The sequence below is a fragment of the Mucilaginibacter sp. OK268 genome (assembly GCF_900103125.1).
Taxonomy (GTDB): Bacteria; Bacteroidota; Bacteroidia; order Sphingobacteriales; family Sphingobacteriaceae; genus Mucilaginibacter.
The window spans coordinates 855,630-879,141 of sequence record NZ_FNJV01000001.1; the positions used below are offsets into that span (position 1 = coordinate 855,630).

General features: G+C 39.8%; 33 protein-coding genes and 2 tRNA genes. 20 read left to right on the forward strand and 15 right to left on the reverse strand.

Annotation, left to right across the window (positions count from 1 at the left end; genetic code table 11):
• Positions 1-32: 32 nt before the first annotated feature.
• A complete protein-coding gene (locus BLR84_RS03440; RefSeq protein WP_090464335.1) occupies positions 33-1,316 on the forward strand; it encodes a glycoside hydrolase family 99 protein in 1,284 nt (427 codons plus the stop codon).
• Between the two features lie 97 nt (positions 1,317-1,413).
• Here BLR84_RS03440 and BLR84_RS03445 read toward each other — a convergent pair.
• Together BLR84_RS03445 and BLR84_RS03450 are read right to left on the reverse strand one after the other, a co-directional pair.
• Positions 1,414-1,498 (reverse strand) — tRNA-Leu (locus BLR84_RS03445).
• A gap of 73 nt (positions 1,499-1,571) precedes the next feature.
• Positions 1,572-1,644 (reverse strand) — tRNA-Gly (locus tag BLR84_RS03450).
• Between the two features lie 231 nt (positions 1,645-1,875).
• Between BLR84_RS03450 and BLR84_RS30525 the strand changes: the two genes are divergently transcribed.
• The 3 genes from BLR84_RS30525 to BLR84_RS03465 all read left to right on the forward strand — a co-directional run bounded on the left by BLR84_RS30525 (position 1,876) and on the right by BLR84_RS03465 (position 3,049).
• Complete coding sequence (locus tag BLR84_RS30525) at positions 1,876-2,178, forward strand: N-acetylmuramoyl-L-alanine amidase (protein ID WP_369829170.1); 303 nt, start codon at positions 1,876-1,878, stop codon at positions 2,176-2,178.
• A gap of 121 nt (positions 2,179-2,299) precedes the next feature.
• Positions 2,300-2,536 (forward strand): SH3 domain-containing protein, encoded by a 237-nt coding sequence (locus BLR84_RS30530; RefSeq protein ID WP_369829171.1) that lies wholly within the window; start codon positions 2,300-2,302, stop codon positions 2,534-2,536.
• A 267-nt stretch (positions 2,537-2,803) separates the two neighbouring features.
• Complete coding sequence (locus BLR84_RS03465; RefSeq protein WP_090464343.1) at positions 2,804-3,049, forward strand: GlsB/YeaQ/YmgE family stress response membrane protein; 246 nt, start codon at positions 2,804-2,806, stop codon at positions 3,047-3,049.
• 64 nt (positions 3,050-3,113) lie between these two features.
• On the opposite strand, the gene BLR84_RS03470 is transcribed toward BLR84_RS03465, so the two are convergent.
• The gene (locus BLR84_RS03470) at positions 3,114-3,794 is read right to left on the reverse strand and encodes a GNAT family N-acetyltransferase (RefSeq protein ID WP_090464346.1); all 681 of its coding nucleotides are present in this window, start codon (positions 3,792-3,794) and stop codon (positions 3,114-3,116) included.
• Between the two features lie 131 nt (positions 3,795-3,925).
• Between BLR84_RS03470 and tam the strand changes: the two genes are divergently transcribed.
• Positions 3,926-4,693 (forward strand): trans-aconitate 2-methyltransferase, encoded by a 768-nt coding sequence (gene tam, locus BLR84_RS03475; RefSeq protein WP_090464349.1) that lies wholly within the window; start codon positions 3,926-3,928, stop codon positions 4,691-4,693.
• 59 nt (positions 4,694-4,752) lie between these two features.
• Here the strand turns inward: tam and BLR84_RS03480 are convergent, their stop codons facing one another.
• Entirely contained in the window at positions 4,753-5,961 is a 1,209-nt protein-coding gene (locus BLR84_RS03480) for an FAD-dependent monooxygenase (RefSeq protein ID WP_090464352.1), read from the reverse strand.
• A gap of 1 nt (position 5,962) precedes the next feature.
• Positions 5,963-6,649: a GIN domain-containing protein gene (locus BLR84_RS03485; RefSeq protein ID WP_090464355.1), complete on the reverse strand. Its 687-nt coding sequence runs from the start codon at positions 6,647-6,649 to the stop codon at positions 5,963-5,965.
• 162 nt (positions 6,650-6,811) lie between these two features.
• Here BLR84_RS03485 and BLR84_RS03490 point away from each other — a divergent pair, with 162 nt between their 5' ends.
• Complete coding sequence (locus BLR84_RS03490; RefSeq protein ID WP_090464359.1) at positions 6,812-7,795, forward strand: helix-turn-helix transcriptional regulator; 984 nt, start codon at positions 6,812-6,814, stop codon at positions 7,793-7,795.
• A gap of 58 nt (positions 7,796-7,853) precedes the next feature.
• Here BLR84_RS03490 and BLR84_RS03495 read toward each other — a convergent pair whose 3' ends face one another.
• Positions 7,854-8,282: an SRPBCC family protein gene (locus tag BLR84_RS03495; RefSeq protein ID WP_090465790.1), complete on the reverse strand. Its 429-nt coding sequence runs from the start codon at positions 8,280-8,282 to the stop codon at positions 7,854-7,856.
• 235 nt (positions 8,283-8,517) lie between these two features.
• Between BLR84_RS03495 and BLR84_RS03500 the strand changes: the two genes are divergently transcribed.
• Together BLR84_RS03500 and BLR84_RS03505 are read left to right on the forward strand one after the other, a co-directional pair.
• Complete coding sequence (locus BLR84_RS03500) at positions 8,518-8,937, forward strand: SRPBCC family protein (RefSeq protein ID WP_090464362.1); 420 nt, start codon at positions 8,518-8,520, stop codon at positions 8,935-8,937.
• Between the two features lie 47 nt (positions 8,938-8,984).
• Positions 8,985-9,452 carry a MarR family winged helix-turn-helix transcriptional regulator gene (locus BLR84_RS03505; protein ID WP_090464365.1) on the forward strand — a complete coding sequence of 156 codons (468 nt, stop codon included), beginning with the start codon at positions 8,985-8,987 and terminating at the stop codon, positions 9,450-9,452.
• Positions 9,453-9,476: 24 nt separating this feature from the next.
• Here BLR84_RS03505 and BLR84_RS03510 read toward each other — a convergent pair whose 3' ends face one another.
• Positions 9,477-9,905, reverse strand: coding sequence for an SRPBCC family protein (locus tag BLR84_RS03510; protein ID WP_090464368.1), 429 nt, complete (start codon positions 9,903-9,905; stop codon positions 9,477-9,479).
• A gap of 217 nt (positions 9,906-10,122) precedes the next feature.
• Between BLR84_RS03510 and BLR84_RS03515 the strand changes: the two genes are divergently transcribed.
• On the forward strand, positions 10,123-10,404 hold the full coding sequence (locus tag BLR84_RS03515) for a hypothetical protein (protein WP_176851938.1): 282 nt from the start codon (positions 10,123-10,125) through the stop codon (positions 10,402-10,404).
• A 60-nt stretch (positions 10,405-10,464) separates the two neighbouring features.
• Here BLR84_RS03515 and BLR84_RS03520 read toward each other — a convergent pair whose 3' ends face one another.
• Positions 10,465-10,839: a winged helix-turn-helix transcriptional regulator gene (locus tag BLR84_RS03520; RefSeq protein WP_090464371.1), complete on the reverse strand. Its 375-nt coding sequence runs from the start codon at positions 10,837-10,839 to the stop codon at positions 10,465-10,467.
• A gap of 105 nt (positions 10,840-10,944) precedes the next feature.
• On the opposite strand from BLR84_RS03520, the gene BLR84_RS03525 reads away from it, so the two are divergent.
• Positions 10,945-11,610 (forward strand): NAD(P)H-dependent oxidoreductase, encoded by a 666-nt coding sequence (locus BLR84_RS03525; protein WP_090464374.1) that lies wholly within the window; start codon positions 10,945-10,947, stop codon positions 11,608-11,610.
• Positions 11,611-11,736: 126 nt separating this feature from the next.
• Complete coding sequence (locus BLR84_RS03530; RefSeq protein WP_090464376.1) at positions 11,737-12,300, forward strand: CCDC34 family protein; 564 nt, start codon at positions 11,737-11,739, stop codon at positions 12,298-12,300.
• Between the two features lie 272 nt (positions 12,301-12,572).
• Here the strand turns inward: BLR84_RS03530 and BLR84_RS30535 are convergent, their stop codons facing one another.
• The 4 genes from BLR84_RS30535 to BLR84_RS03550 form a co-directional block, all read right to left on the reverse strand.
• A complete protein-coding gene (locus BLR84_RS30535; RefSeq protein WP_369829172.1) occupies positions 12,573-12,785 on the reverse strand; it encodes a VOC family protein in 213 nt (70 codons plus the stop codon).
• 103 nt (positions 12,786-12,888) lie between these two features.
• Positions 12,889-13,746, reverse strand: a complete 858-nt coding sequence (locus BLR84_RS03540; RefSeq protein ID WP_090464383.1) for a class I SAM-dependent methyltransferase — start codon at positions 13,744-13,746, stop codon at positions 12,889-12,891.
• A 60-nt stretch (positions 13,747-13,806) separates the two neighbouring features.
• On the reverse strand, positions 13,807-14,181 hold the full coding sequence (locus BLR84_RS03545) for a VOC family protein (protein WP_090464386.1): 375 nt from the start codon (positions 14,179-14,181) through the stop codon (positions 13,807-13,809).
• An 85-nt stretch (positions 14,182-14,266) separates the two neighbouring features.
• Complete coding sequence (locus tag BLR84_RS03550; protein WP_090464389.1) at positions 14,267-15,061, reverse strand: AraC family transcriptional regulator; 795 nt, start codon at positions 15,059-15,061, stop codon at positions 14,267-14,269.
• Positions 15,062-15,234: 173 nt separating this feature from the next.
• Between BLR84_RS03550 and BLR84_RS03555 the strand changes: the two genes are divergently transcribed.
• From BLR84_RS03555 to BLR84_RS03570, 4 genes are all read left to right on the forward strand, one after another.
• Positions 15,235-15,816: a Crp/Fnr family transcriptional regulator gene (locus tag BLR84_RS03555; protein WP_090464392.1), complete on the forward strand. Its 582-nt coding sequence runs from the start codon at positions 15,235-15,237 to the stop codon at positions 15,814-15,816.
• A 3-nt stretch (positions 15,817-15,819) separates the two neighbouring features.
• Positions 15,820-16,392 carry a Crp/Fnr family transcriptional regulator gene (locus BLR84_RS03560; protein ID WP_090464394.1) on the forward strand — a complete coding sequence of 191 codons (573 nt, stop codon included), beginning with the start codon at positions 15,820-15,822 and terminating at the stop codon, positions 16,390-16,392.
• Between the two features lie 72 nt (positions 16,393-16,464).
• Positions 16,465-17,220 carry an SDR family oxidoreductase gene (locus tag BLR84_RS03565; RefSeq protein ID WP_090464397.1) on the forward strand — a complete coding sequence of 252 codons (756 nt, stop codon included), beginning with the start codon at positions 16,465-16,467 and terminating at the stop codon, positions 17,218-17,220.
• An 83-nt stretch (positions 17,221-17,303) separates the two neighbouring features.
• Entirely contained in the window at positions 17,304-17,678 is a 375-nt protein-coding gene (locus tag BLR84_RS03570; protein ID WP_090464400.1) for a hypothetical protein, read from the forward strand.
• Positions 17,679-17,796: 118 nt separating this feature from the next.
• On the opposite strand, the gene BLR84_RS03575 is transcribed toward BLR84_RS03570, so the two are convergent.
• The 3 genes from BLR84_RS03575 to BLR84_RS03585 form a co-directional block, all read right to left on the reverse strand.
• The gene (locus tag BLR84_RS03575; protein ID WP_090464403.1) at positions 17,797-18,498 is read right to left on the reverse strand and encodes an alpha/beta hydrolase; all 702 of its coding nucleotides are present in this window, start codon (positions 18,496-18,498) and stop codon (positions 17,797-17,799) included.
• A gap of 192 nt (positions 18,499-18,690) precedes the next feature.
• Positions 18,691-18,894, reverse strand: coding sequence for a helix-turn-helix domain-containing protein (locus BLR84_RS03580; protein WP_090464406.1), 204 nt, complete (start codon positions 18,892-18,894; stop codon positions 18,691-18,693).
• A 171-nt stretch (positions 18,895-19,065) separates the two neighbouring features.
• Positions 19,066-20,250 (reverse strand): acetyltransferase domain-containing protein, encoded by a 1,185-nt coding sequence (locus BLR84_RS03585; RefSeq protein ID WP_090464408.1) that lies wholly within the window; start codon positions 20,248-20,250, stop codon positions 19,066-19,068.
• A 396-nt stretch (positions 20,251-20,646) separates the two neighbouring features.
• Here BLR84_RS03585 and BLR84_RS03590 point away from each other — a divergent pair, with 396 nt between their 5' ends.
• From BLR84_RS03590 to BLR84_RS03605, 5 genes are all read left to right on the forward strand, one after another.
• Entirely contained in the window at positions 20,647-21,216 is a 570-nt protein-coding gene (locus BLR84_RS03590) for a dihydrofolate reductase family protein (RefSeq protein WP_090464410.1), read from the forward strand.
• 66 nt (positions 21,217-21,282) lie between these two features.
• The gene (locus BLR84_RS29920; protein ID WP_176851939.1) at positions 21,283-21,435 is read left to right on the forward strand and encodes a hypothetical protein; all 153 of its coding nucleotides are present in this window, start codon (positions 21,283-21,285) and stop codon (positions 21,433-21,435) included.
• Positions 21,436-21,682: 247 nt separating this feature from the next.
• Positions 21,683-22,288, forward strand: a complete 606-nt coding sequence (locus tag BLR84_RS03595; RefSeq protein ID WP_090464414.1) for a GTP pyrophosphokinase — start codon at positions 21,683-21,685, stop codon at positions 22,286-22,288.
• On the forward strand, positions 22,285-23,280 hold the full coding sequence (locus BLR84_RS03600; protein WP_090464417.1) for an MvdC/MvdD family ATP grasp protein: 996 nt from the start codon (positions 22,285-22,287) through the stop codon (positions 23,278-23,280). Before BLR84_RS03595 ends, BLR84_RS03600 begins: the two co-directional genes overlap by 4 nt.
• Positions 23,261-23,461: a hypothetical protein gene (locus BLR84_RS03605; protein WP_090464420.1), complete on the forward strand. Its 201-nt coding sequence runs from the start codon at positions 23,261-23,263 to the stop codon at positions 23,459-23,461. The genes BLR84_RS03600 and BLR84_RS03605 overlap by 20 nt, the downstream gene beginning before the upstream one ends.
• The last annotated feature ends 51 nt before the right edge of the window (positions 23,462-23,512 follow it).

The following is a 23,512-nucleotide window of genomic DNA, read 5'->3' on the forward strand; positions in this document are numbered from 1 at the left end:
AACCAATAACCTCAATAAAACCACATGCAATTATGAAAAAGATACACTTTGCAGTCATGTATTTTTTAATGTTAAGTGTAGCTGCTTATGCGCAAAATAAACATTCAAAAGTTACCCGGTACCCAACTTATCATGGCCTGGTAATGGCCGGTTACCAGGGTTGGTTCAGGGCCGAGGGGGATGGTACTAAATCAGCCTTTAGTCACTATTTTGCTTCCGAGAGTCGTTGCGGCATTGATGCCTGGCCTGACGTAAGTGAATACACTAACACCTATGCTACGCCGTTTAAACTGGCCGATGGAAGCCCGGCCAAGCTATTTAGCTCGCATGATAAAAGCACGGTTGATCTGCATTTTAAATGGATGCAGCAATATGGCGTTGACGGAGTTTTTATGCAACGTTTTATGGGCTACACCAAAAGCGCAGGCGGACGCCGGGAAACAGGTGTAGTGGTTAAGAACGCGCTGGAAGCTGCTTCAAAATATAACAGGGCCATCGCTATCATGTATGATCTTTCGGGCCTTAATGCTACGGGCGAAGATTGCTCGGCCATTATAGCCGACTGGAAATACCTGGTCGATTCATTAAAGGTTACAAATCAACCTGGTAATAAAACTTACCTTAATAATAACGGCAAACCTGTGGTAGCTATCTGGGGGCTTGGCTTTCCGGACAGGCCGTATAACATCCGCAATATTGGCATCCTGAAACTGATAGACTTTTTAAAGCATGATCCGGTTTATGGTGGTTGTGCTGTGATGCTGGGTGTGCCCACTTTTTGGCGCGATTTGAATGCTGATTGTTTGAATGATCCGTTTTTACATGAGGTGATCAAACAGGCAGATATTGTATTGCCATGGACTGTGCAACGTTTTTCGCCTTTGCTGCATAATGACGTGGATCGCTATCGCGACCTGATGATCGGCGATATGCAATGGTGTAAAGCCAATCACCTGGAATATGCACCTTGTGTTTATCCTGGTTTTAGCTGGCATAACCTTAGCACCTATGAGTTTCCGGACGATGTAAAACCAGTGGCATCTATACCACGGCAGGGCGGGCGATTTTACTGGCAGCAGATCTCCACGGCTTTACAGGCCGGGGCTTCCATGCTTTATGTGGCCATGTTTGATGAGGTTAATGAAGGTACCGCTATCTTTAAAGTGACCGATAAACCGCCCGTGAGTAATACCGCTAAATTCATTGATATGGATGGCAAACCCAGTGACCACTATTTATGGCTAACCGGCGAAGCCGCCAAAATGTTGCGCAATGAAAAACCGTTGAGTTATACGATGCCTGTACGTGCGAATTAGGGTAGAACAATACGGCCCCAATAAAATTGACATCCACATGAGTTAGATCGGTACATATAAAAACAAAAGCCCCGATACGCCAGTATCAGAGTTTTTGTACTCAGAGCGGGAATCGAACCCGCACTCCGTTTACGGGAACAGGATTTTAAGTCCTGCGTGTCTACCAGTTCCACCATCTGAGCAGCGTTTATTCCGATTCAAATCGGAAGTTAACCTTTTAAAAATAAAGCCCAACTTTTTGAAGGAAGGGCTTTGAGCGAAAGACGAGATTCGAACTCGCGACCCCGACCTTGGCAAGGTCGTGCTCTACCAACTGAGCTACTTTCGCGTTGGGAGTGCAAATATAGACAGAAAACCATATTCTGCAAGCACAAAAATGAATTTGGTATGCTTTGCATAATTCAACATGTCCACCCCGATATTCAAATGGGGTACAAATAACAGAAAATAATATGTGAAACACTGTATTTGATACAAACGCTTCTGGATTTGTTCTTTTACATCTGATTTATAAAATAAGTGAATATAAAAAATAGCGTATTACTTAACTGTTTCATATATATTTAAAAATCATGCTGGCCCAAGTACCAGGGATGGTACCGATAGTTTAAATTATCACTCCATCGGCATCGAGATCGTCAACCCGGGTTTTGTTGAAAAATTAGCCGACGGTAGTTTCAGAAGAGGTACCGATGGTGGCTTTAAAACATACCCTGCTGCTAACAGTGCTAAATTTTTGAAAGCTGAACACAAGCATAAATTCTGGACTAATAAAGACAATCATTATTGGGGGGTATACCCCGACGCGCAGTTACAAGCTTTATATAAACTTAGTAAAGCATTGGTTCAAAATTATCATTGATATTACTATAGGGCATGATGATAGTTCACCGGCTCGTAAACCCGACCCAGGACCGGCTTTTTCCTGGGATGCGTTCAAAAAAAATGTTTATGGCAGCGTTAACAACATCGGTAAAATTTACCTGGTAAATACCGAGGGCACTAATTTCAGAAGCGGCCCCTCAACCGCTGATGCGGCTATTAAGAAACTATCCAAAGGTTATGAAGTTGGCCTGATCAGTACAAGTAGCGACTGGAGTAAAGTTTACCTGGTAAACAGCCAAAGCGAAGTTTTGGAAAAAGTGAACGGTAAGGTTAAGAGTATTAAAACCATAGGATGGGTATCCAGCCCTTTATTAACACTAAAGGCCGGACAATAAACACCAGGCATGCGATAATAAATTACATCCTGTTAATAAATTGGGCGTAATTGTTGTTTTTATTACTATTTGAAAATGAAGTAAATGTATTCTGCAAATATTGCGGATAATGAATATCTTTATATAAACCTAAAAATAGTTTAACTGGCGTTTTAGTGCTTGTGAAAACTATGTGAACAATCCTCTAAATACCAAAGCGTAACCAGTAGCATCAAATTTGCTATCGGGGTATTTTCTATTGATTTTTTAACTTAAACTCATATAATTATGCACTTATTATTTCAGATTTTATTAGGCGGTATTGCCGGTTGGCTCGCAGGGAAAGCGATGAAGGGTGATGGTTATGGAATTATTATCGATATTCTGTTGGGTTTGGTCGGCGGATGGGTCGGCGGTGCTATTTTAGGATGGCTCGGTATTCATTGGGGTGGGAGTATCGGTTATCTTATTACAGCCTTTTTGGGTGCTGTGTTGCTGGTATGGATCTCGAGACTTATCAAAGGTAAATCCTGAAACGGCTATAACTGGCAATGCCATAAAACAAATAGGTCCGGTATTTTTATGCCGGGCTTATTTGTTAATTTTTTTGGATGATATTGAAAGTCATTTCCTTCCTGATAGAAAAGCCCAGTTTTTGATAAAGTCTGATGGCATTCGCATTATCGATACGCGAATGAAGATAGGGGATTCCCGATGCCGCAACAATTTGCCGTATATGGTAATTAATTAATGTACCGGCGTAACCTTTACCAAGATGGTCTGGATGTGTACATACAGCGCTAATTTCAATGTAAGGCGACGGCTGCGTACGATATCCCGCCATAGCGGCTAACTCACCATTGTTGAAAATACCGTTGTAATTACCAAAATCAATGGTGCGCTCAGAAAAAGGCCCCGGATTGGTCATTTTGGTTAATGCAAGCATGGCCGGTATGTGTTGGTCTGTTAAAGTGACTAATTCCTGGTTTACAGGCTCCTGTGGTATTGGGTCATCAAACACTAATTGTAATATTTTCATATTATTCAGCACCTTCCAGTTATTAGGAATGGTGATTTCTTCGGCCGAAACAACAGCTAAAACCCGTTGATTGGTTACCAGTTTATAAAGTATATTAAAGTTCGCTGTTGAATAATCTTCAAAACCAACAAAAGGAGCTACGTTTTCGGCATAACATTTAACCTGGCTATTACCATGAGCCAGGTTGCTGTTTCCGGATATCAAAGCATTCCAGATGGGGTTATCAAGCAGATGTTCCATAATATTTGTGATGTAAGCCGGCAAAATTAACAGAAATAGTGGTGCCAGAAGTTATCTTAAGGTAATAACGAACAGCACTGGGGGGACAATTTTTTCATCTATATTTTGTTAAATATTAAACGTAAAAATATATGAGTTGGTCGTCAGAGCAATATTCAAAATTTGAGCATGAACGTAATCGCCCTATCAGGGACCTGCTTTTTAATATTCCAATAACTAAAGTAAATTATGCTGCGGATATTGGATGCGGCCCGGGTAATTCAACGGAGTTATTGCGTGCTAAATTTCCAAATGCTAGAATCACGGGCATGGATAGTTCTGAAAATATGATTGAAGCCGCCCGAAAACGTATGCCCGATGTGCATTTTGAGGTCGACGATATTTCTTCATGGCGGGATCCGGGGCCCTATGATGTTATCCTCGCTAATGCTGCTTTGCAGTGGGTGTCTGATCATCAAACACTTTTCCCGGCATTGATCAGTAAGCTTGCTAAAGGAGGCTGCCTGGCTGTGCAAATGCCCGATAATTTTGATGAGCCCGCACACCGCCTTATGCGCGAAACCGCTGCCAAAGGGCCCTGGGCTACCAAATTAAATCAGACATCAAAACGAATGACAAGGGAAGGAGCCGAATGGTATTATCGCAGCCTGCGCGATAAGGTTGCTACACTGGATATCTGGCGTACCGTTTATCATCACCCACTTCAGAGTGGCCCTGCGGCAATTGTAGAGTGGTTTAAGGGAACTGGTCTCCGCCCGTTTATTGATCCGCTTGATGATGCCGAACGTAAGGCTTTTTTAGCACAATATGAAGAAGGGACAGCGAAAGAGTATCCGCAATATGCTGATGGTTCGGTATTGCTGCCATTTCCGAGATTGTTTATCGTGGCAACTATTTAAATTCTTCCAAATGTATAAAAACAACAGAACTCCCTGTATTAATACAGGGAGTTCTGTTGTTAATCACCCCATTCCACTTTATAGTTATACTTCCAGTCGACGGCCCCTAATCCAAATAATTTGAGAAAAAGCGACATCATGGTGTCCCTAAACCAGGCGGAGATTGGCGAGTGGATTTTTTTATCGATATTATGCTTGTTAGCGTCGGCACGCACTTTCTCTGTTCGTGGTTTTCTGACAGATTGAAAATCGAAAAAAGCTTTAGAATATTCATTGGTAGTATACCTCCTAAGTAGTTTAGCTAATATCATGGCGTCTTCCAAAGCTAACGATGCACCCAAGCCACTGGTAGGGCTAACCGCATGGGCAGCATCGCCTATCAAAATTGTTTTGCCTTTGTACCATTCGGGTAGGCTGGGCATATCATACATAACGGTTTTGATAATATGGCCTGAGTTGGCGATCAGCTGCGGGACAGGTTGATAAAAATCTTTATAATCTGCTACTAATTTGTTTTTTAGTGTCCCGGCTGAGAAATTCGTCAGTGTTTGTTTTGCATCCTGTTCAGATAGTTCAAGGCTGCACCACCACGTGAGCTCATCCACAGTCTGGAAACTAAAACCAAAGAATCCGCTTAAACCAAACGACAGGTTAAGCGCATCGTGGTCGTGTAGCCCCAGGTATTGTTCAACAGTTGATCTTTGCACAAATCCGCCGGCACCATAAAATCCGGTATATTGTTCGGGGAAGGCGTTGTTAAAGATGATTTTTCGGGTTGTGGAATGGATACCATCGGCGCCAATTATCAGGGGGCCTTCAAAGCTGCTTTCATCGTCAAAAATAGCTGTTATGTCACCAGCACTTTCATGTATGTGGCTCAATCGTTTTTGAAATTTTATTTCGATACCCTGTTCAATTGCTTCCTGATAAAGTATCTGATGTAGCACTGCCCGGGAAATCATCACAAATGGTTGTCCAAATTTTTTGATGGCATTGGGCTTTATGCGAGCCAGGAACTTGCCTTTGTAATTCCTGAAATTATTATAATCTACGACCTTTCCGGTATTGATCACTTTTTCATTTAGTCCCAACTGCTGTAGTATGTTTATGCCATTTGGGGCCAGGCCTATACCTCCACCAATGTTCTTTACATCGGGATATGCCTCAAAAACTGTGGAAGGTATACCTGCCTTTTTCAAAAACAAAGCCAGGGATAAGCCAGCATAGCCGGCTCCTATAATGATTATTGGTTTATTGATAGTTTCCATATTATTTAACGTGTTTGATGATGCCGTCTCCGTATTGTTTTACATCTGTTAGTACCGCGTTGCCGGCGTAATGCACATCGCCCTGACCCCAGTGAGCAATGCTGATGGCTCTGTCGGCATATAGTTCTACATTGCCCTCAGCCATATTTCTGATGCTTAATTCATCTGCAATCATTTCCAGGGCAAATAAATTTCCTTCGCTCTGATTTTTGATGGTCAGTGTACCGCATTTACCTTTAAGGGTAACATTTCCGGAGCATTGACTTAATACTTTTATAGCAGGGGCAAAAATGTTAAGGTTGGTATTGCCAACGCTCTGTATTTTTATTTCAAGCGGATTATCCAGCGTGATCGCTTTGCTGCAGTTTACATCGCCTCCATCGCAACGGATATAAAGGGTATCAATCTGGCGTAAATAAACCTTGATCTTGCACTGGGTAAAAGATGGTTTTCGGAATTTGGCCTCGGATGATATATAGAGGGTGCGGCCGGAGTTAATTGCTTCAAAATAATCAAGCAGGTTTTCGTCGGTCTCTATTACTACTTTTTCTTCATCGGATGGTATTAATTCTATCAGTCCTTTTGCTGCCAGGTGTAGTCTGATAAATGAGCTTACAGGTATTTCTTTGGAAACTATGTTTCCATTTCCTTTTATTTCAATCATTTGTCTTAATTTTTTAAAATTCATTTTTTGATTACTACTATCGCCTGGTGATCAGTAACAAGAAGTACTTTTCTGTATCTTACTATTGATTGCCAGGGTTTGATCAGTTTTTGTATTACAAAGGTGTCCGCAACCCGGTAGTCGCTTGTTACATTAAAAGGAGTATGATTTATATAATACGGAGTAATGCCATTTGAATTAAAAGATGCGGCCAGTAACGATATCCTGTATAGCCATCCGCTTAACGAGGCCGGGTTTAATACGGATGAACTAAAAACAGAGCTGGTTAATTTGAACTTGCCTTTTGGAAATATGCAAACGCGTATCTGGGTATTTAATGGTATCCGTATGAGTTACTCTGAATCTGTTTTCAGAGAGCAGGGTACGCTTGATTGGCGGGGCGATATGAGAATGGTTACCATGTACTTTAGTTTGAAAGGCAAACTGTTGATGGTAGATAAACACCTGAATAAACAATTTGAGTTGAACACCAATCAGCACAATCTTTTTTACGGAAGTGAGGCAGAAGGTAAGATGAAGGTGGAGGAATTAAAAATGAGATCGTTCATGATCCAGTTTACCGAAGATGCTTTCCTGAACATTACACGCGATGGTAACGATACGCTGAAAAGATTTGCCGACAAAATATTGAAAGGGGAGTCGGCAGCGCTATCTGCTGATAATTTAAATATTAATCTGGCTATTCAAAGTTGTATCAATGTGGTTGTTAACTGCAAATTTGTTGGGCCGCTAAAAAAAATGTTCCTGCTTTCCAAAGCCATCGAGATATTGGTTTTACAGGCCGAATCCTATAATCAACTACTTATCCCAACAAAAATATATGCCAAAACCGACTATGATAAAGAACGATTGGTATATGCCCGAGATTATTTGATACAACATATGGAGGTGCCGCCAAGCTTAACCCAGCTGGCCCGTGCGGCAGGTATCAATGAGTATAAATTAAAGCGGGGGTTTAAAGAGATGTTTGGTATAACCGTATTTGGATATTTGGCTGAAAGTCGCTTGGAGCTCGCTAAAATTGATCTGTTGGAGGCCCGGAAATCGGTTACCGAGATCGCGTTTGAACTGGGCTATTCGTCCATTCAGCATTTTAGTACAACCTTTAAAAAGAAATTTGGAGTGGCTCCGAGCCAGTTAAAGTATTAGTAATTAAACAATAAAGCCTGGCACATATCCGTGCCAGGCTTTATTGTAGTATGTTTTACTAAACAGTGGTTTCAGTATACTTCTTGAAATTATCCAGAATGGCCTGCCAGCCCCCACGTTGCATTTCGATGGGGTTTGTGCCTTCCGGATCAAATGTTTCAATCACTTTAGTAGCATTACCAAGATCGTCAAAAACGATTGACACCTTTCGGCCATCACCTATGGTGTATTCAATAAGCCGATGTTTTTCTACCGTGGTATAAACACCACCAAAATCAAAGCTAAAACTACCGTCTTTAGCGGCCATGGTAGTTTTAAAAGTTCCGTCAACACGCAGGTCATTATCTGCATAAGGGGCGTGCCAATCGTCAGATGCCTGACACCATTTGGTTATATGTTCAGGTTCGTTCCATGATTCCCAAACTTTTGCAACAGGAGCGTTTACGATAGTCTCAACTGTAATTGCGATGTTATTTGCTGTTTCCATTTTTAATTGCTGTTTTGTTTTGATGAAATAAAGGTAGGGCAACATGTTTAAAAAGAAAGGGGGCAATTACGACAATTATAGGGTGCTGATCACTCTATATTATAGCAATAAATCATTAAAAAGAAAATTGGAATTATATGATTATAAAAGATTGGAGTAATAATTGAATTTTAATTTGCATATAATAAGTATACTTATTATATTTGAACATATGATAAATTAAATTTTAACAATCATGTGGAAAAGAACCTATTCAACCGTAACAACAGAAGTAACCAAAGAACAATTATGGAAACTGTTTGCAGATGTAAATAATTGGCACAATTGGGATAGCAATATTGAATATGCCAAAATAAATGGCCGGTTTGAGGCTGGCAATAGTTTTATATTAAGACCAAAAGGTGGTCCTGATGTAAAGATAAAATTGCTTGAAACCATCGCGAACAATAAGTACATTGATGTAACCAATTTTCCGCTGGCAAAAATGTATGATGAGCATTTGTTTGAAGATACGCCCGATGGTGTAAAAATAACCAATACCATTTGGGTAACCGGGTTGCTGAGCTTTATTTGGGTGAAGCTGGTGGCTCAAAAAATTGTTGATGATACCCCGGCCGATATGCAGAAGCAAATTGCTGCCGCTAAAATACTGTAAGCGTATAAATAGGTGGATTTAATCTACTCAACTAAAAATAATAAAAAATGGAATCGACAGATAATACCTTTAGTGTTGACAAAGCCGAAGATAGCAGCGGCTTTTTATTGTGGCAGGTTACCAATTTGTGGCAGCGCGAAATTAAAAAAGCATTGGTGCAATATGACCTGACTCATTCGCAATTTGTATTGCTGGCAAGTACCCATTGGCTAACCTTGCAAAAGCAGGATGTAACCCAGATTTTGCTCTCCACACATACCAAGATCGACCCGATGACAACCTCAACGGTGTTGCGTGCATTACAAACCAAGGGGCTGTTGCAACGGCAGGAACATGTTAGGGACACCCGTGCCAAAAGTGTTGCCCTTACCGAAACTGGTAAACAGGTGATCAAGCAGGCAGTTATTGTAGTGGAAGATTTTGACCGGAGATTTTTCTCGGCTTTGGGTGAAGGTACTGTTGGATTTAATAAAAAGCTGATTGCCCTGCTAGCTTATAATCATGAAACAGAGTGATTTGCCTGTTATCAAAACAATCAATTATGATTCACAAAGCTTCTTGAAAACATCAAGCGTTACCGTCCAGTAAAAATCAAGATGTTTATAGGTTATCTCATCCGTGATATTACTCAGGGTTAAGGTTAGTGCAGTTTGCTTTGCTATTGGCCTCAACACAAAACCAACTATGATATAGTTTCCGGGTATATCAGACAGACCGGAAAGTGTGCTCCAATAGTTATATTGAAAAATTTTCTCTGGTTCAAATTGCAGGATGGTTCCTTTGTTTTCAAAATCTGTCCATTCCAAGCTTCCCTTAAAGATGATGGAACTCCCAATTTGCCAGTCTGTGGTCACATTTATTTCTGTGTCCAGCATCCATCGTTTTATTAATTCCGGATTTGTCAAGACTTCCCACACCCTTGATACGGGGCTGCTAATGGTAACGGTTTTATTTATTTCCTGGGTCATTTTCTATTGATGGTGAGGTTCAAAAACTGAAAATAATTGAATTTTCTGTTGATGCATGGAAACGCTAAACATTTGATATTGGGGTGACGAGAGAACGTCTCATTAGCTGCTTCTCCGGCGTCAGTAAATATTTTATTTATATTTAGTGATGCATCAATTGAGTAAGTCGGGTTTATTTCCCATCGTTATTGTGTTTCCTTTTCTTAGGGTAAATGGTATGGCTGTTTTTCCTTTTATCCTGATAAAAAATCAGGATTTAAAAAATGATACCCGGCTTATCAGGCACGAAACCATTCATTTAATGCAAGAACTGGAATTATTGATCGTGCCGTTTTACATACTTTATCTCATTAATTATTTAGTTAATATGGTAAAATACCGGGATCATGAAAAAGCTTACCTGGATATTGTTTTTGAACGTGAGGCATACGCTCATGAAGCTGATAATGGCTATTTAAAACAACGGAAGTTTTGGGGATGGTTAAAGTTTGTCAGGTGAACTTTGAGATCCGGGGGATGTTACAAGAAGGATAATTTTTAATTTAAAGCTTACAACAAATTATACATTTATTTTTTCGCTCCGACTTTCCTTATGGGCCAGACCCCAGTGCTCCAATTGCTGCCACACGGGTATCAATAGCTCGGCGCTGTTGGTGAGCCTATAATCAACCCGTGGTGGTACTTCGGCATAAATAGTTCTGTCAACTAAGCCGCTTTGTTCAAGTTCTTTCAGGTGTAGCGTCAGCATACGGTCTGTAATACCCGGGATTATCTTTTTCAGTTCACTAAAACGTAGAGATCCTTTTCCCAGTTTATAAAGAATTATCAATTTCCATCTCCCTCCCAACAGATCAACAGCGTACATCATCCCGCAAAAGTCGATCAATTTTTCCCGGTTGATATTATTGGTGGATGTAATTTTTCTAGTGCTCATGACTTACATTTTTGTGTGCCTCACACAATTAGCGGCACATCCACAAACTTACTGATTAAGGAATAATTTTGCCCCAGGTTTATTAAAAACACGAATATCATCTATATGAAAATTCTTATTATATACGCACATCCAGAACCGCGGAGTATGAATGGCGCCATGTTTACCGAGGCAATAGATACGCTCATCAATGCAGGCCATGAAGTAAAGGTATCCGATTTGTATGCGATGCAATTTAACCCTGTTTCTGACAGGACTAACTTTACGACTATAAATGACCCCATCTTTTTCAAACAACAATTAGAAGAGGAGTATGCAAGCCAGGCGAATGGCTTTGTAACATTTATTGAAGAAGAACAACAAAAGGTGGAATGGTGTGACCTCATGATCTGGCAGTTTCCGCTTTGGTGGTTTAGTGTACCTGCAATTCTGAAAGGATGGGTAGATCGCGTATTTGCCATGGGACGCTTTTACGGAAATGGTAGAATTTACGAAAACGGCGTTTTTTGTGATAAAAAAGCATTGCTCTCCATTACTACAGGAGGGCCGGAAGCTAACTATATTAAGGATAGATATGGAGACCTTAGTGTAATACTGCACCCATTGCAGAGAGGTATTTTAGAATTTACGGGATTTTCTGTACTGAGGCCCCAAGTAATTTATGGAACAGAAAGGCAATCGCCAGAGAGCCTTTCCCTCGAAGTGGAGACATGGAAAACCAGGTTGAGCAATATTTTTGAGGAAGTTCCTATTGTTATGGGAAATTACTAAGGGTCATTGGGCTTCTCCATTTTTTGATATATACCAATTGTCATTCTTTATTTAAATATTCCTTCTGTTTTATTAAACTTTTTTTAACAAGGAACGTTGTTAATTAAGTTTTATAAACCATTTATTATGAGAAAGTTAATTTACGCATCAGTTATACTGATTTGCTGTTTCTTTACTAAAGCAGGCAACGCCCAGATCAACGTCAGTTTAGGGGTGAATATTGGTAGTCAGCCGTCATGGGGACCGGTTGGTTATGATCATGCCGATTATTATTACCTGCCTGATATTAATACTTACTATTCCGTCCCTACCCATCAGTATGTTTATTACCAAAACAACAGGTGGATCAGAACCGTCAGTTTACCCGCCACTTATCGTAATTATGATTTATATCGGAGCTATAAAGTTGTTATTAATGAGAGAGAACCCTGGTTAAGGGATAACATTTACAGAACCCGGTATGCCAATTATAAAGGCCGGCATGATCAGTTGATCATCAGGGATAGCAAGGACGAAAAATATCGTAATCACTGGGATAATGGTAAACACAAAGGCTGGTATAAGCAAAAAGATAAAGAATATAAACAGCAGGATAAGAGGATGAAAAAGGAGTACAAAGAGCAGGATAAAGAGATGAAAAAAGAGATGAAGGATAGGAAACACGAGGATAAAGGCCACGGCCATGATTAGTCTGAATAAATAAAACTAATACCCCAGGTATATAAAAGTAAAGCCTCTCTGTGTACTCAAATAGAGGATTTATTATTTAAAAGTTAAGTTTGCTCAAGCACGGCAAAAAGAGTTAATACTGATGTTGAATTCACTGATGTTAACGAGGGCGACCAAAGAACAAAACATAGCCATCAGCGTCTTTGAGTTCGAATCCACGCAAACCATCATGAGTATCTTTTAGGGGTACAGAAAAGATGACACCCTGCGATGTGAATTCCTCCGCCAGTGCATCAGGGACGGGGGACATTAACATAAGCATCCCATCGGACCGCCGGATCTTGTTTATAGTTGGGAAGCGGGTCCTTGCCAACAGACTTGACAAAGATCATTGCCCCACCACGTTGTACAATGGCAAAAAAAGGCTCTTGATCGGGCTCTTGAAAAACGATGTTAAAACCGAGCTTTTCCCGATAGAAGGAAAGTGCTACGGTAACGTCTCGCACAATGAAGAATGGCGCGATACCGGCTATAGATGGTTGAGTTATACGTTGAAATATTAAAAAACAAAGGCTGACAGTAAATAATAAAATCAATATGCAATTCAGGTTATGTTGTTGCTAACAGGAATATTTCCCCACTTGCAGGTAAAAGGTTGTCGGCCCGGTTCATAAAATAGAGTTGTTCCATATCCTTTGCTGAGGTCGTTTTTGCTTTCTTAAAACCCGTCTCATGAGCTAAAGCCAATACTTCGTAAGGAGTAAAAAAACTAATAAATGGCGTACCGGCTTCACGGGCGCCTTTCTCTGCTATTTGTTGCAAAAATTTATCTTCTTCATTAAGCAGGTCCATTGATAAATAAAAAGCCATCGCCAATTTTGAACCTGGTGCAAGGGTTGTAAGCTGACGTAAGGTAGCCAGAATTGCTTCTCTTGTAAGATATAAGCTAACGCCGGTGCAAGCTACAACAGCCGGTTTGTTGATGTCAAAGCCTGCATTTAATAATTGCTCCCACCAGGAAGAGATCTCAAAATCAACAGAAACAAAGTGCAGCCATTCCGGAACGCCGAGGCCTAGTTCAATTAATCTTTGTTGTTTCCAGGTTTGTGTATCGGGCTGATCAATTTCAAATACCTGAAGTTTGGATGCAATATCTGCTCTCCGCTGGGCAAATGTGTCAAGTCCGGCACCAAGAATAACATACTGACTGATCCCTTGCGTGCTTTGTTCAATAATTAAATCCTCAATAAAACGGGCACGGGCCACAATAGATGCCCGAAGACGTTTGGTAAATTCCGGGTGCATATCCGGGCGTTGCTGCCACTCCTCATTTGGTGCAATCAATTTTAACCCTACCTCGTCTTCAAGTATGTGTGGAGAGGCATCTATTTGAACATGCATTGCTCTCCATAAAGCTGTTCTTACAGCCGTATTATCAGGTTCTACTGTTTTTTTGTTCTGATCCATTTAGTTTTGAAATTACCGCCAAATCTTTATTGACGGTAATTCTTATTAAATTTAAAGAAGTTATTTTGATGAATGCAGACCAATTAAATTTCCTTCGGTATCTTCTATCAAAGCAATAAAACCAAAATCACCTACACTTAATTTGGAACGAAGGATCTTTCCGCCTGCAGACTCAACCCGGCTTAGTTCTGCATTGATCTCTTCCGAAGCAAAATAGATCAGGGAACCACCGCCTCCCGGCTTTACTTCATCTAATTTAACCAATGCCCCATTTATATTTTCATTGCCGGGAAAAGTAGCATATTGCATTTGCGAATGCCGGTCACTACTCATCGGAATATCTGTTAGTTTATATTTAAATACCTCGGTGTAAAATTGTTTCGCCCTGTTAAAGTCCGAAGTATAGATTTCAAACCAGCTAATTACATTTTTCATCTCATTTTTATTTTGAAGTTTATTAATGAGACAAAATTAACCTACACAGATTTTAGAAGATTGTAAAAAACCGACAGTACCCCCTTTATGATTCCCATTCGGGAAAGCCAGGCATCCGTTCAATAGCTTTACGGAGATAGATGCTCGGGCTTACGCCGGAGAATATTTTAAAATCACGTATAAAATGAGATTGATCGAAATAGCCCAAAGTATATGCGATATCAGTGAGCGAACGAATCTCGCCTTTCCGTAAAAGTGCCACGGATGTTTGGAAACGACAGATGCGGGCGTATAAAATTGGCGTAATACCGATATGCGTAAGAAAAAGGCGCTCCAGCGAACGTTCAGATAAATTAAGATCGTACAATATCCGAGGTAGTTTTTTGCCTCGCTGCAATGCATTAACGGCATAACCCAGTTTTTTGTTTTCTCCTTCATCGTGCTGTTTCTGCTTCTGTAGGAATACGCTAAGGCAAGAAACTTGTTGTTGGGTGGAACTACAGCTGAGTAATTGTTCGGTTAAAGAAGTTTTAGCAAGCTGACTTATACAAGTACTTTGATCTGTTAACTCATTGGCGTTTAAACCAAACATCGACTTTAGCGCAGTAGGCTGAAAGCTTACACCTATGGTACTAAAACTGCCGCTACCATGCAACTGCCCATACCTAGTGGCCTGACCGAAAACAAATAATTGTGGCAGCCGTTCCCGTTTAAAACCGGTGAAGATCCTTGGGTCTTGCTGAAAAATAAGTCCTGGTTCACCATTTGACATTACGGTGAACGTTTTTTGCGACACATCATCAGTTTGGTTCTCCAACGTCCAAAAGTAACGAACATGTTTTTTTAGGGACGGGGGAGGTGCTATTACCTGGTAATTCATGCTTTAATTAATTCGTTTTGTGGTCAATGTCATCACTTACTATAAAGATATACAAACCCAATAAGACCAACAAAGTTTCCGAGTGAGCATACTATGTGTCTTTAGGATCAGTTTTCGCTCAAACTTTGGCATTCTTCTCCATTTCTTATATTTGGGCATTGTTTCTATCAAAAATGCATCCGCTCATACAACACATTCAAAAAATTACTTCCCACCACGAGATAGAGGGCGATGCTATATTATCGTTTTTTGAGACAAAGACATTTAAGAAAAAGGATATTTTGCAGCAAGAAGATAAGCGTTGTTCGTTATATTTTTTTGTGGTAAAAGGATGTCTTCGGTTGTATTTTACAGATTATAATGGCGTGGAGCAAACGCTGCAATTTGCATTAGAAAACTGGTGGATGACAGATTTGAATGCTTTTCGGACCGGGCAGCGGTCAGCATATACGATCCAGGCACTGGAAGCTACTGAGGTGCTGACCATTACTGCCCCCAATTATGAATTACTCCTGGCAAAATTCCCGGTAATCGAAAATTATTTTCGATTAGTATACGAGCGGGCATATGCGGCTTCATTGCTTCGTATCCGGATGATCTCCAGAATGCCGAAGGATGAGTTTTATGAACTGTTTCAATCTAAATACCCGGAATTTATTCAACGGATCCCACAAAAAGTGCTAGCCTCCTTTTTAGGCTTTACACCAGAATATCTGAGCGAATTGCGAAAAAAGAAAGTAAAAGCGAAAAAATAATTCATGACCGAACAATTATACCGCCACATTCAAAAACTCATTCCTGATTTCATCGTAGACCAGGAAAAAATAGCGCCCTTCTTCCAAACAAAAACAATAAGAAAGGAGGAGTTACTTTTGAGCGAAAAGGAAATATGTGATACTATTTACTTCGTTAATAAAGGTTGCCTGTATTTGTTTTATGAACAGAACGAAGAAAAGCAGGTGATACATTTTGCATTGGAAAACTGGTGGATAACTGACTATAAAACTTTTCCGGATGGTAAACCTGCTGTTTATTCAATCGCGGCGATGGAAGATTCGGAAATTACCTGCATGAGCAGGAAAAACTACCAAACACTGCTGTTACAATTTCCCTTGATGGCATTATATTTCAATAAAATTCATGAGCGGGCATATGGTGCGGCCTTATTTAAACAAAAAACATTTGCTACTGTATCTAAAAAAGATTTCTATTCCCATTTCAGAAATACTTATCCCGAATTAATCCAAAGAATCCCAGACCCTATTTTTGCGAGCTATATGGGTGTTTCATTGGAAGCTTTAAAGACCTACCAGGACCTGTATATTTCTTAAACCAGCTTAAGTTTTCCCGGACGGGCTATGTTCATCTTTGTATTATATAATTAACCTTAAATAATACAGATCATGAAAATAGTAGTTATCGGCGGTACCGGCCTTATTGGTAGTCAAACAGTAACTCAATTACAAAACAGTGGCCACGAAGTGATCGCCGCTTCGCCCAACAATGGTGTCAATACACTTACCGGCGAAGGTTTAAAAGAAGTGCTGCAGGGCGCGCAGGTAGTAGTGGATGTATCCAACTCCCCATCCTTTGAAGATAATGCTGTAATGAACTTTTTCAAAACGGCTAACGAAAATCTATTACCAGCAGAAAAGGCAGCAGGCGTGCAGCATCATATTGCCTTATCGGTAGTGGGGACTCAAAAGCTACAGGCCAGCGGTTATTTCCGTGCCAAACAAGTGCAGGAAGAAATGATCAAAGCATCGGGCATTCCTTACACTATTGTTCATGCAACACAATTCTTTGAATTTGCAGGAGGTATCCTTCAAATGAGTATGGTCGACGGAAAAGTAATACTGCCGGCAGCCAACATTCAACCCATAGCCAGTAAAGATGTAGCGGCTTTTATGGCCCAAACAGCATTACAACAGCCTGTTAACAAGATATTAGAAATAGGCGGCCCCGAAAAATTCGATATGGTCGTATGGGTAAAGCAATATTTGCAGGCAACCCATAAAAGCTACGAGGTAGCATCGGATACTCATGCCTTGTATTCAGGAGCACCGTTAGATGCTGATACTATAGTGCCGGAAAATGCGGTTTCATTGGGCAAAACAAAATATGCAGATTGGATCGCGATACCTGAAAACCAGAGGTAAGAACAAAAAACAAAGTCCTGATATAGTTATGTATCAGGACTTTGTTTTCAGACTATTTGTATCAATTTCTAAAAAATTAAAAGATGACCAGCGAACAATTAATCGAATTAACTAAAGAGCTCATTTATGAGGCGACGCATTTTAATGTACCGTACGTAAAGCAAATTTATGCGGATAATTTGCTTATAGTAAAAGTTGATGAAAATGGCGTAGTAGATACAATGAACAAAGAACAGCTTTTAGAATTTGTTCAGGGAAATAGCGATGCAAATGCGGCGCCACTTTCCACCAAAGCTGAGTTTCATTACGCTGTTTGTGATGGAAACATGGGTATGGTGATCATCACCCGCGATCTGGAACAGGATGGGCCGTCAGGAAGAAAGTTCATTACACTGATCTGGGAATATTTATCAGGAAGGTGGCAGGTTGTCAAAGAATCATTCGTGCCACGTAGCTAACAGCAAACCCGATACCTCCCTGTATCGGGCTTGTTATATAAAGCCAGGAATCTAACTAAAGAAAATCCGCATACTAATAAAGGTATGCGGATTAAATAAAAGCGATATCAAATGCTAATTAGGCTTCTGATGCTTCTTCAGCTGCTTGTATAATTACCCCTGCAACAATCTCAGGCTGCGACATAAAGATCACGTGACTACCTTTAACTTCCGTTACTTTTGTATTAGACCGGCTATACATATTTCTTTGTATGTCGGGGTTAATGCTTTTATCTTCAGTAGCGACCAAACCATAGGCTGGTTTATGCCTCCAGGCTGCATCAGTAATGGGGCTTACAAATCCTTTAGCATAAAATGCTCCCTGTGAGGCATACATAAATGCTGCTTCATCCGCGTCGATATCAGCACAAAAGCCTGCATGGTATTTGTCTTTGTCATAATATACAATACCTTTTTCATCAGGAGGCAATACGCCGTTTTCGGGTGCTGGCGGGGCGGTTTGCAGCCATTGCAACGCTGATTCGCCATTGTCAGGCTGAAATGCAGCTATGTATACCAGGGCAGCAACATTTGGGTGGTTACCAGCTTCGGTGATCACCGCACCACCCCATGAATGACCAGCAAGAATTGCAGGGCCGCCGATCCTGTCCAGCGCCACATGTGTTGCCAAAACATCATCTTCCAATGAAGTTAAAGGGTTCTGTACAACTGATACGTTATACCCTTTTTTTGTTAATTCGTTATAAAGCGCTTTAAAGCCTGAACCGTCGGCGAATGCTCCGTGCACCAGCACTACATTCTTTACATTTGAGTTTTTCATTGTTTTGTGAGTTAATATTGTTTGAATGATTTAACAATACAAAGATGCCGCCTAAGTCAATGCTGGGGAATACAAGGATTTCCCGAAGAATTGTAATTATTTCCCTTGATGCTTTTTTGCGCTTATAAAAAAACAAGATCCGCAAGCTTGCAGCCTGCAGATCTCTTAATTTCATTTGCTTATCGTTGATATTCAATTCAAATGGCGGTAGTCACTTGGCGCATAGCCGGTTTTGCTTTTGAATAACCTGGTGAAATGCGAAGAATGGTCGAAGCCCAGCGTATAGGCTATCTCGCTCACCGATTTTTGCGTACTCCATAACAGCGACTTGGCTTTATCCTCCAATTGTAAATGGATGTACTCCTGCGTGGTTTTGCCGGTAAAGCGCTGCTGCAGATCAGATTATGGTTTTTTTCATGATTTGTATCGTTTTGTTGATACAAAGTTCCGGATACCACACCTGTATGACTTAACAATATCTACGCAATACTTGACTATTTCACGGTAGGTGTATGTACTTTATGAGTTACTCTACCGTAAAACTCCCATATCAAATCTTTTGCGCCTTTACAAATAACTGAGCCACCATTTTCCTTTGTTGGCTTGTTTGTAAGCATCATAGCGTTTGCATAAAGGATATAAAGCGATCACTAAGCCTATCCAGATCAGGTAAGCAACAGGTAACGAAAATCCATAACCTTTCAGATCTGTGGTAAACCAGATGGGTTTTGTTAAGATCCATCTTTTCCAGTCCTGACCGGATGTGAGTGTCGATGCAATGATTGCCATTAAATGGATCACATAGATATGAATGAGATAATAGAACATGGGCACTCTGCCATATACAGAAACAACTTTTACAACAGCTCCTTTTAGTTTTTCAGTAAACGAAAGGAATAAAAATGCCCCGCCCAATGTCAGCAAGACGTACAATAGAGATGGTGGGTATTTATTTACTTTAATAAAGGACAGGAACGTAAAAAAAACATTTTTTTGAACACTCCATTTTACCGGGTCGCCATACAGGTTCGTGTAACGCAGCACGATGAACGCAGCAATGGAAAAACAACCAAGCAGCAATAAGTTTCTTTGTCTTTTTTGAATATTATAGTCCGCAGTATACCATGAGCCAAGACAATATCCTAAAGGCATTATAGCCACCAGCGGAATAATGGGGTAGCCGACTAAAAGAATTTCCTTGTGCCAGGTAAAAAACTGCTGGTCATGAAGCACAGACCAGCCAAAGGCCGACAGTGAATTACCTGCTACATGAATATTATCTAAAAGATTATGACCTGCAACTATTAGAATACAAATACCAAGGATCAATTTTTTAGGCAGATGGATCAATGCGGCCAAAACTATCATACTTACACCCAGCGCCCATATGGTAATAAAGAAAAACATGGGGAAGGTAATGTTGAAATTCCAGCCAAAATTAACCACGATCATTTCGAGAAAGATGAGCCACAGCCCCCTTTTTACAAGGAATACAGATAATTCACTTTTAGTTTTCTTTTGCCCGATGAGGTATGCGGAAGTTCCAGCTAAGAGCATAAATATGGGCGCACAAAAATGAGTGATCCATCTTGTAAAAAATAAAATGCCACTTGTTTTTGTCAGATCCAGCGGATCATAAAAAAATGAGCCGGCATATAAATAATCCCTTACATGGTCAAGGGCCATAATGATCATAATGGCGCCGCGAAGAAAATCAATAGATGTTATCCGGTTCTTTATAATTGTGTTCATTCAGGTTTTAGTTGAATATAAAAGTAGCTTTTACAAATTGAATTTAATAATGGTCAATTTTGTTAAACCTTATAGCGAGTTCATTATTTGCCGGTGATGGCGTTATTTAAATGCTTCCGAAAAGATGCTTATTACAATTTTAGCTTGCTTGTGGTTGGTGTTATAATCCAACTACTGATATATAAAAGTATAAATGTTTATATATAAATGCAAAAAGCCTCAACCTTTCGATCTGAGGCCTTGAATTAAAGCGAAAATTTGATCTTGGATTGTTATCCTCTCTTTTGACAAATACAAATGGTCGCAAAATGCCCCCTCAAATTGTCATGATTGCCCCTTGTGCGCGTACCTCGTCCGTTTTAACTTTATACTAACATTAAACTAAGAGTAAACAAAATGAGAAAGATCAGAATTTTCGAACACATCTCGCTGGACGGCGTGATAGAACATGACGGAGACTACACCTATGGCGCGTGGACTACACCTTATAGAAGCCCTGCCGGGGCGGCAATGCTCTTAGAGGCATACGGGCCGAACTTTGACCTGCTGCTTGGCCGCCACACCTACGATATATTTAGTGGCTTTTGGCCTACTGCCGGAGATTTCCCAATGGCAAATGCTATAAACGCTGCAACCAAACACATCGCGACCCACAGGCCCGACAGCCTGGAATGGGGACCAGTGCAGCATTTGGACAAGGACATTATAAAGGCGATTCGTGATCTCAAATCAACAGAGGGCCCCGACCTGATCGTTGTAGGAAGTTCGACGCTAACATCCGTGTTGCTTGACCAGGGACTGGCCGACGAGGTTGTGCTCATCACTTACCCGGTTTTGCTTGGCCGGGGTAAACGCTTATTGGCTGACAGTATTGACGCCCGCGAACTTGTTTTTGTTGATTCGAAGAGCACACCCACCGGTATACTCGTTAACACTTATCGCCACGTTGGACCGCTGAAAAAGTAATTTTTCCCCAACGCGGGTGAATGAGTTACGGACTACCGGAATAAAAGTTGTAATAAAACAAAAGCCTTGATACGGATATGTATCAGGGCTTTTGTGCTTTTTGCTGGCGCACGCGTGTCGCGTGTGATCTCTATGCTATTGAATAATTTGGTTGATGAAAGCACACGCGACACGCGTGCGCCAGCGGAGGGAACATCTGAGCGAATAGCCGAAATCTAAAGTGATTTTTAGCTTCTGGTCGGTGTTATCACCGCACCATCAAAAACAAAAGGCCTTGATACACCGGTATCAGGGCTTTTACAGTTATTGGCTTAACAAAAAAGATAAATTATTTCAAGATAGTATGAGTTATAATAATAATGTTACCTTTAAGAACCTAACCTTCATAATTGCCTAAAAATCAATAAAAAAGGTCATTTTTAATCATAGGCTATTTTGTATCTATATTATTAAATGAATCCATTCTATGAGTTCTGAAGCTATTGAGTTATATAAAAAAAGTCTTCGTAAATACGAGGAGTTTACCAATAAGTGCGAGGATTTATTAATTACTCTTTTTCAAGAGTCTGAATTCAATTATCAATTAGTTGAGAGTAGAACAAAGACATTATTAAGTTTTGAAGATAAGATAAGTAGAAAAAAATATACAAATCCTATCAATGAGATTACTGACATGTGTGGGCTTAGGATTATAGTTTATTATATTGAAAATATTGATGAAGTCAAGGCATTAATAAGAACCAACTTTGTGATTGATGAAGAGAATTCAATGGATAAAGGAACAGAACTTGAAACAAATCAATTTGGGTATTTATCACATCATTTTGTAGTTAGCCTAAGTGAGAATCGAATTAATTTACCAGAGTGGAGGACCTATTCAGATTTTAAAGCCGAAATTCAGGTTAGGACAGTAATGCAACACTCTTGGGCTTCTATTTTTCATGAATTACACTATAAAAAGCCTAAAGAATTTCCAAAAAAATTGGATAGGAAGTTATTTAGGTTAGCTGCATTAATTGAGCTTGCAGATGAAGAACTCTTGAACATTAAAGAAAAATACAATTTAGAATGATATTAGTACTTACAGACAGTAACGATGCCCATGCAAATCATTTAATTGAGAAAATTGAAGTTGAAGAATTGCCTTATTTTAGATTCAACCTTGAAGTAGCCTCACTGCTTGATACATATTACACATTTCGGAATGGTGAAATTTCAATTAATCAATCAAAAAGAGTCTTGAATATAACAGATGTAAAATGCGTTTGGAACAGACGAAATTTTGTTGAACTTCTTTTGGAAGAATCTTATGATCAGGACATGGATTTTAAACTTTGGAAAAATGAATGGAATAAGACTTTAACCGGGATTTATAATTCTTTAAAAAATGTAGATTGGCTAAACCCCTGGAGGCTTGCATACATTGCTGAAAATAAATATTTACAAATGGAAGTTGCAACCAAATTAGGTTTTAGAATCCCTGAAACATTGATTAGCAACGAGATAAATGAATTAAAATCATTTGTTAGCCTTTATAATCCAGTAGTTTTAAAATTAATGAATCAAGATTTTTATAAAACCGATAAAAACGAATTTAAAGGAATATATGTAAATAAAATAACAATAGAAGATTTGGAGAAATTTGGGAACAGTAATGAAAATCCGATTGTATTACAAAAATATATAGAAAAATCATTTGAAGTAAGATACACTGTTGTAGGGGAAGATCATTTTGTTTGTAAAATTGAATCGCAAGCTTCCAGTATTGCAAATATTGATTGGCGAAGGTATGATATACCCCATACCCCACATTCAGCAATAGAGCCTCCTGCCAACATAAAAGAAAAGGTTACTTATTTCATGAAAGAGCTCAATATCGAATATGGGGCTTTGGATTTTGTTGTGGATACTCTTAATGATTGGTATTTCTTAGAGGTAAACTCAATGGGACAATTCTTATGGATTGAGGATTTGACAGATCTAAAAATATCTGACGCTATATTAAAATGGTTTAAAAATAAATTAAATTTAAAAGTTAATAATTATGAAAGTATTCTCAACTAACTATTTAGAAAGCTTGTCTGTAGAACAAGTTTTACCAAGTGATCAATGGAACTGGAATCCTGCTAATCCCAATGTTGACAAAATTTATGCATCAGGGTCTAAAACTGGTACACGTCAATCTACTTACTCTACAGAAAAAGACAATGAGGCAGATAGTGACAGACCAAATGAAGGTAATTAATTTTATCCCCGGCTGTCCGAAGTCTCTGACTTCAGACACACTATGCTTGTA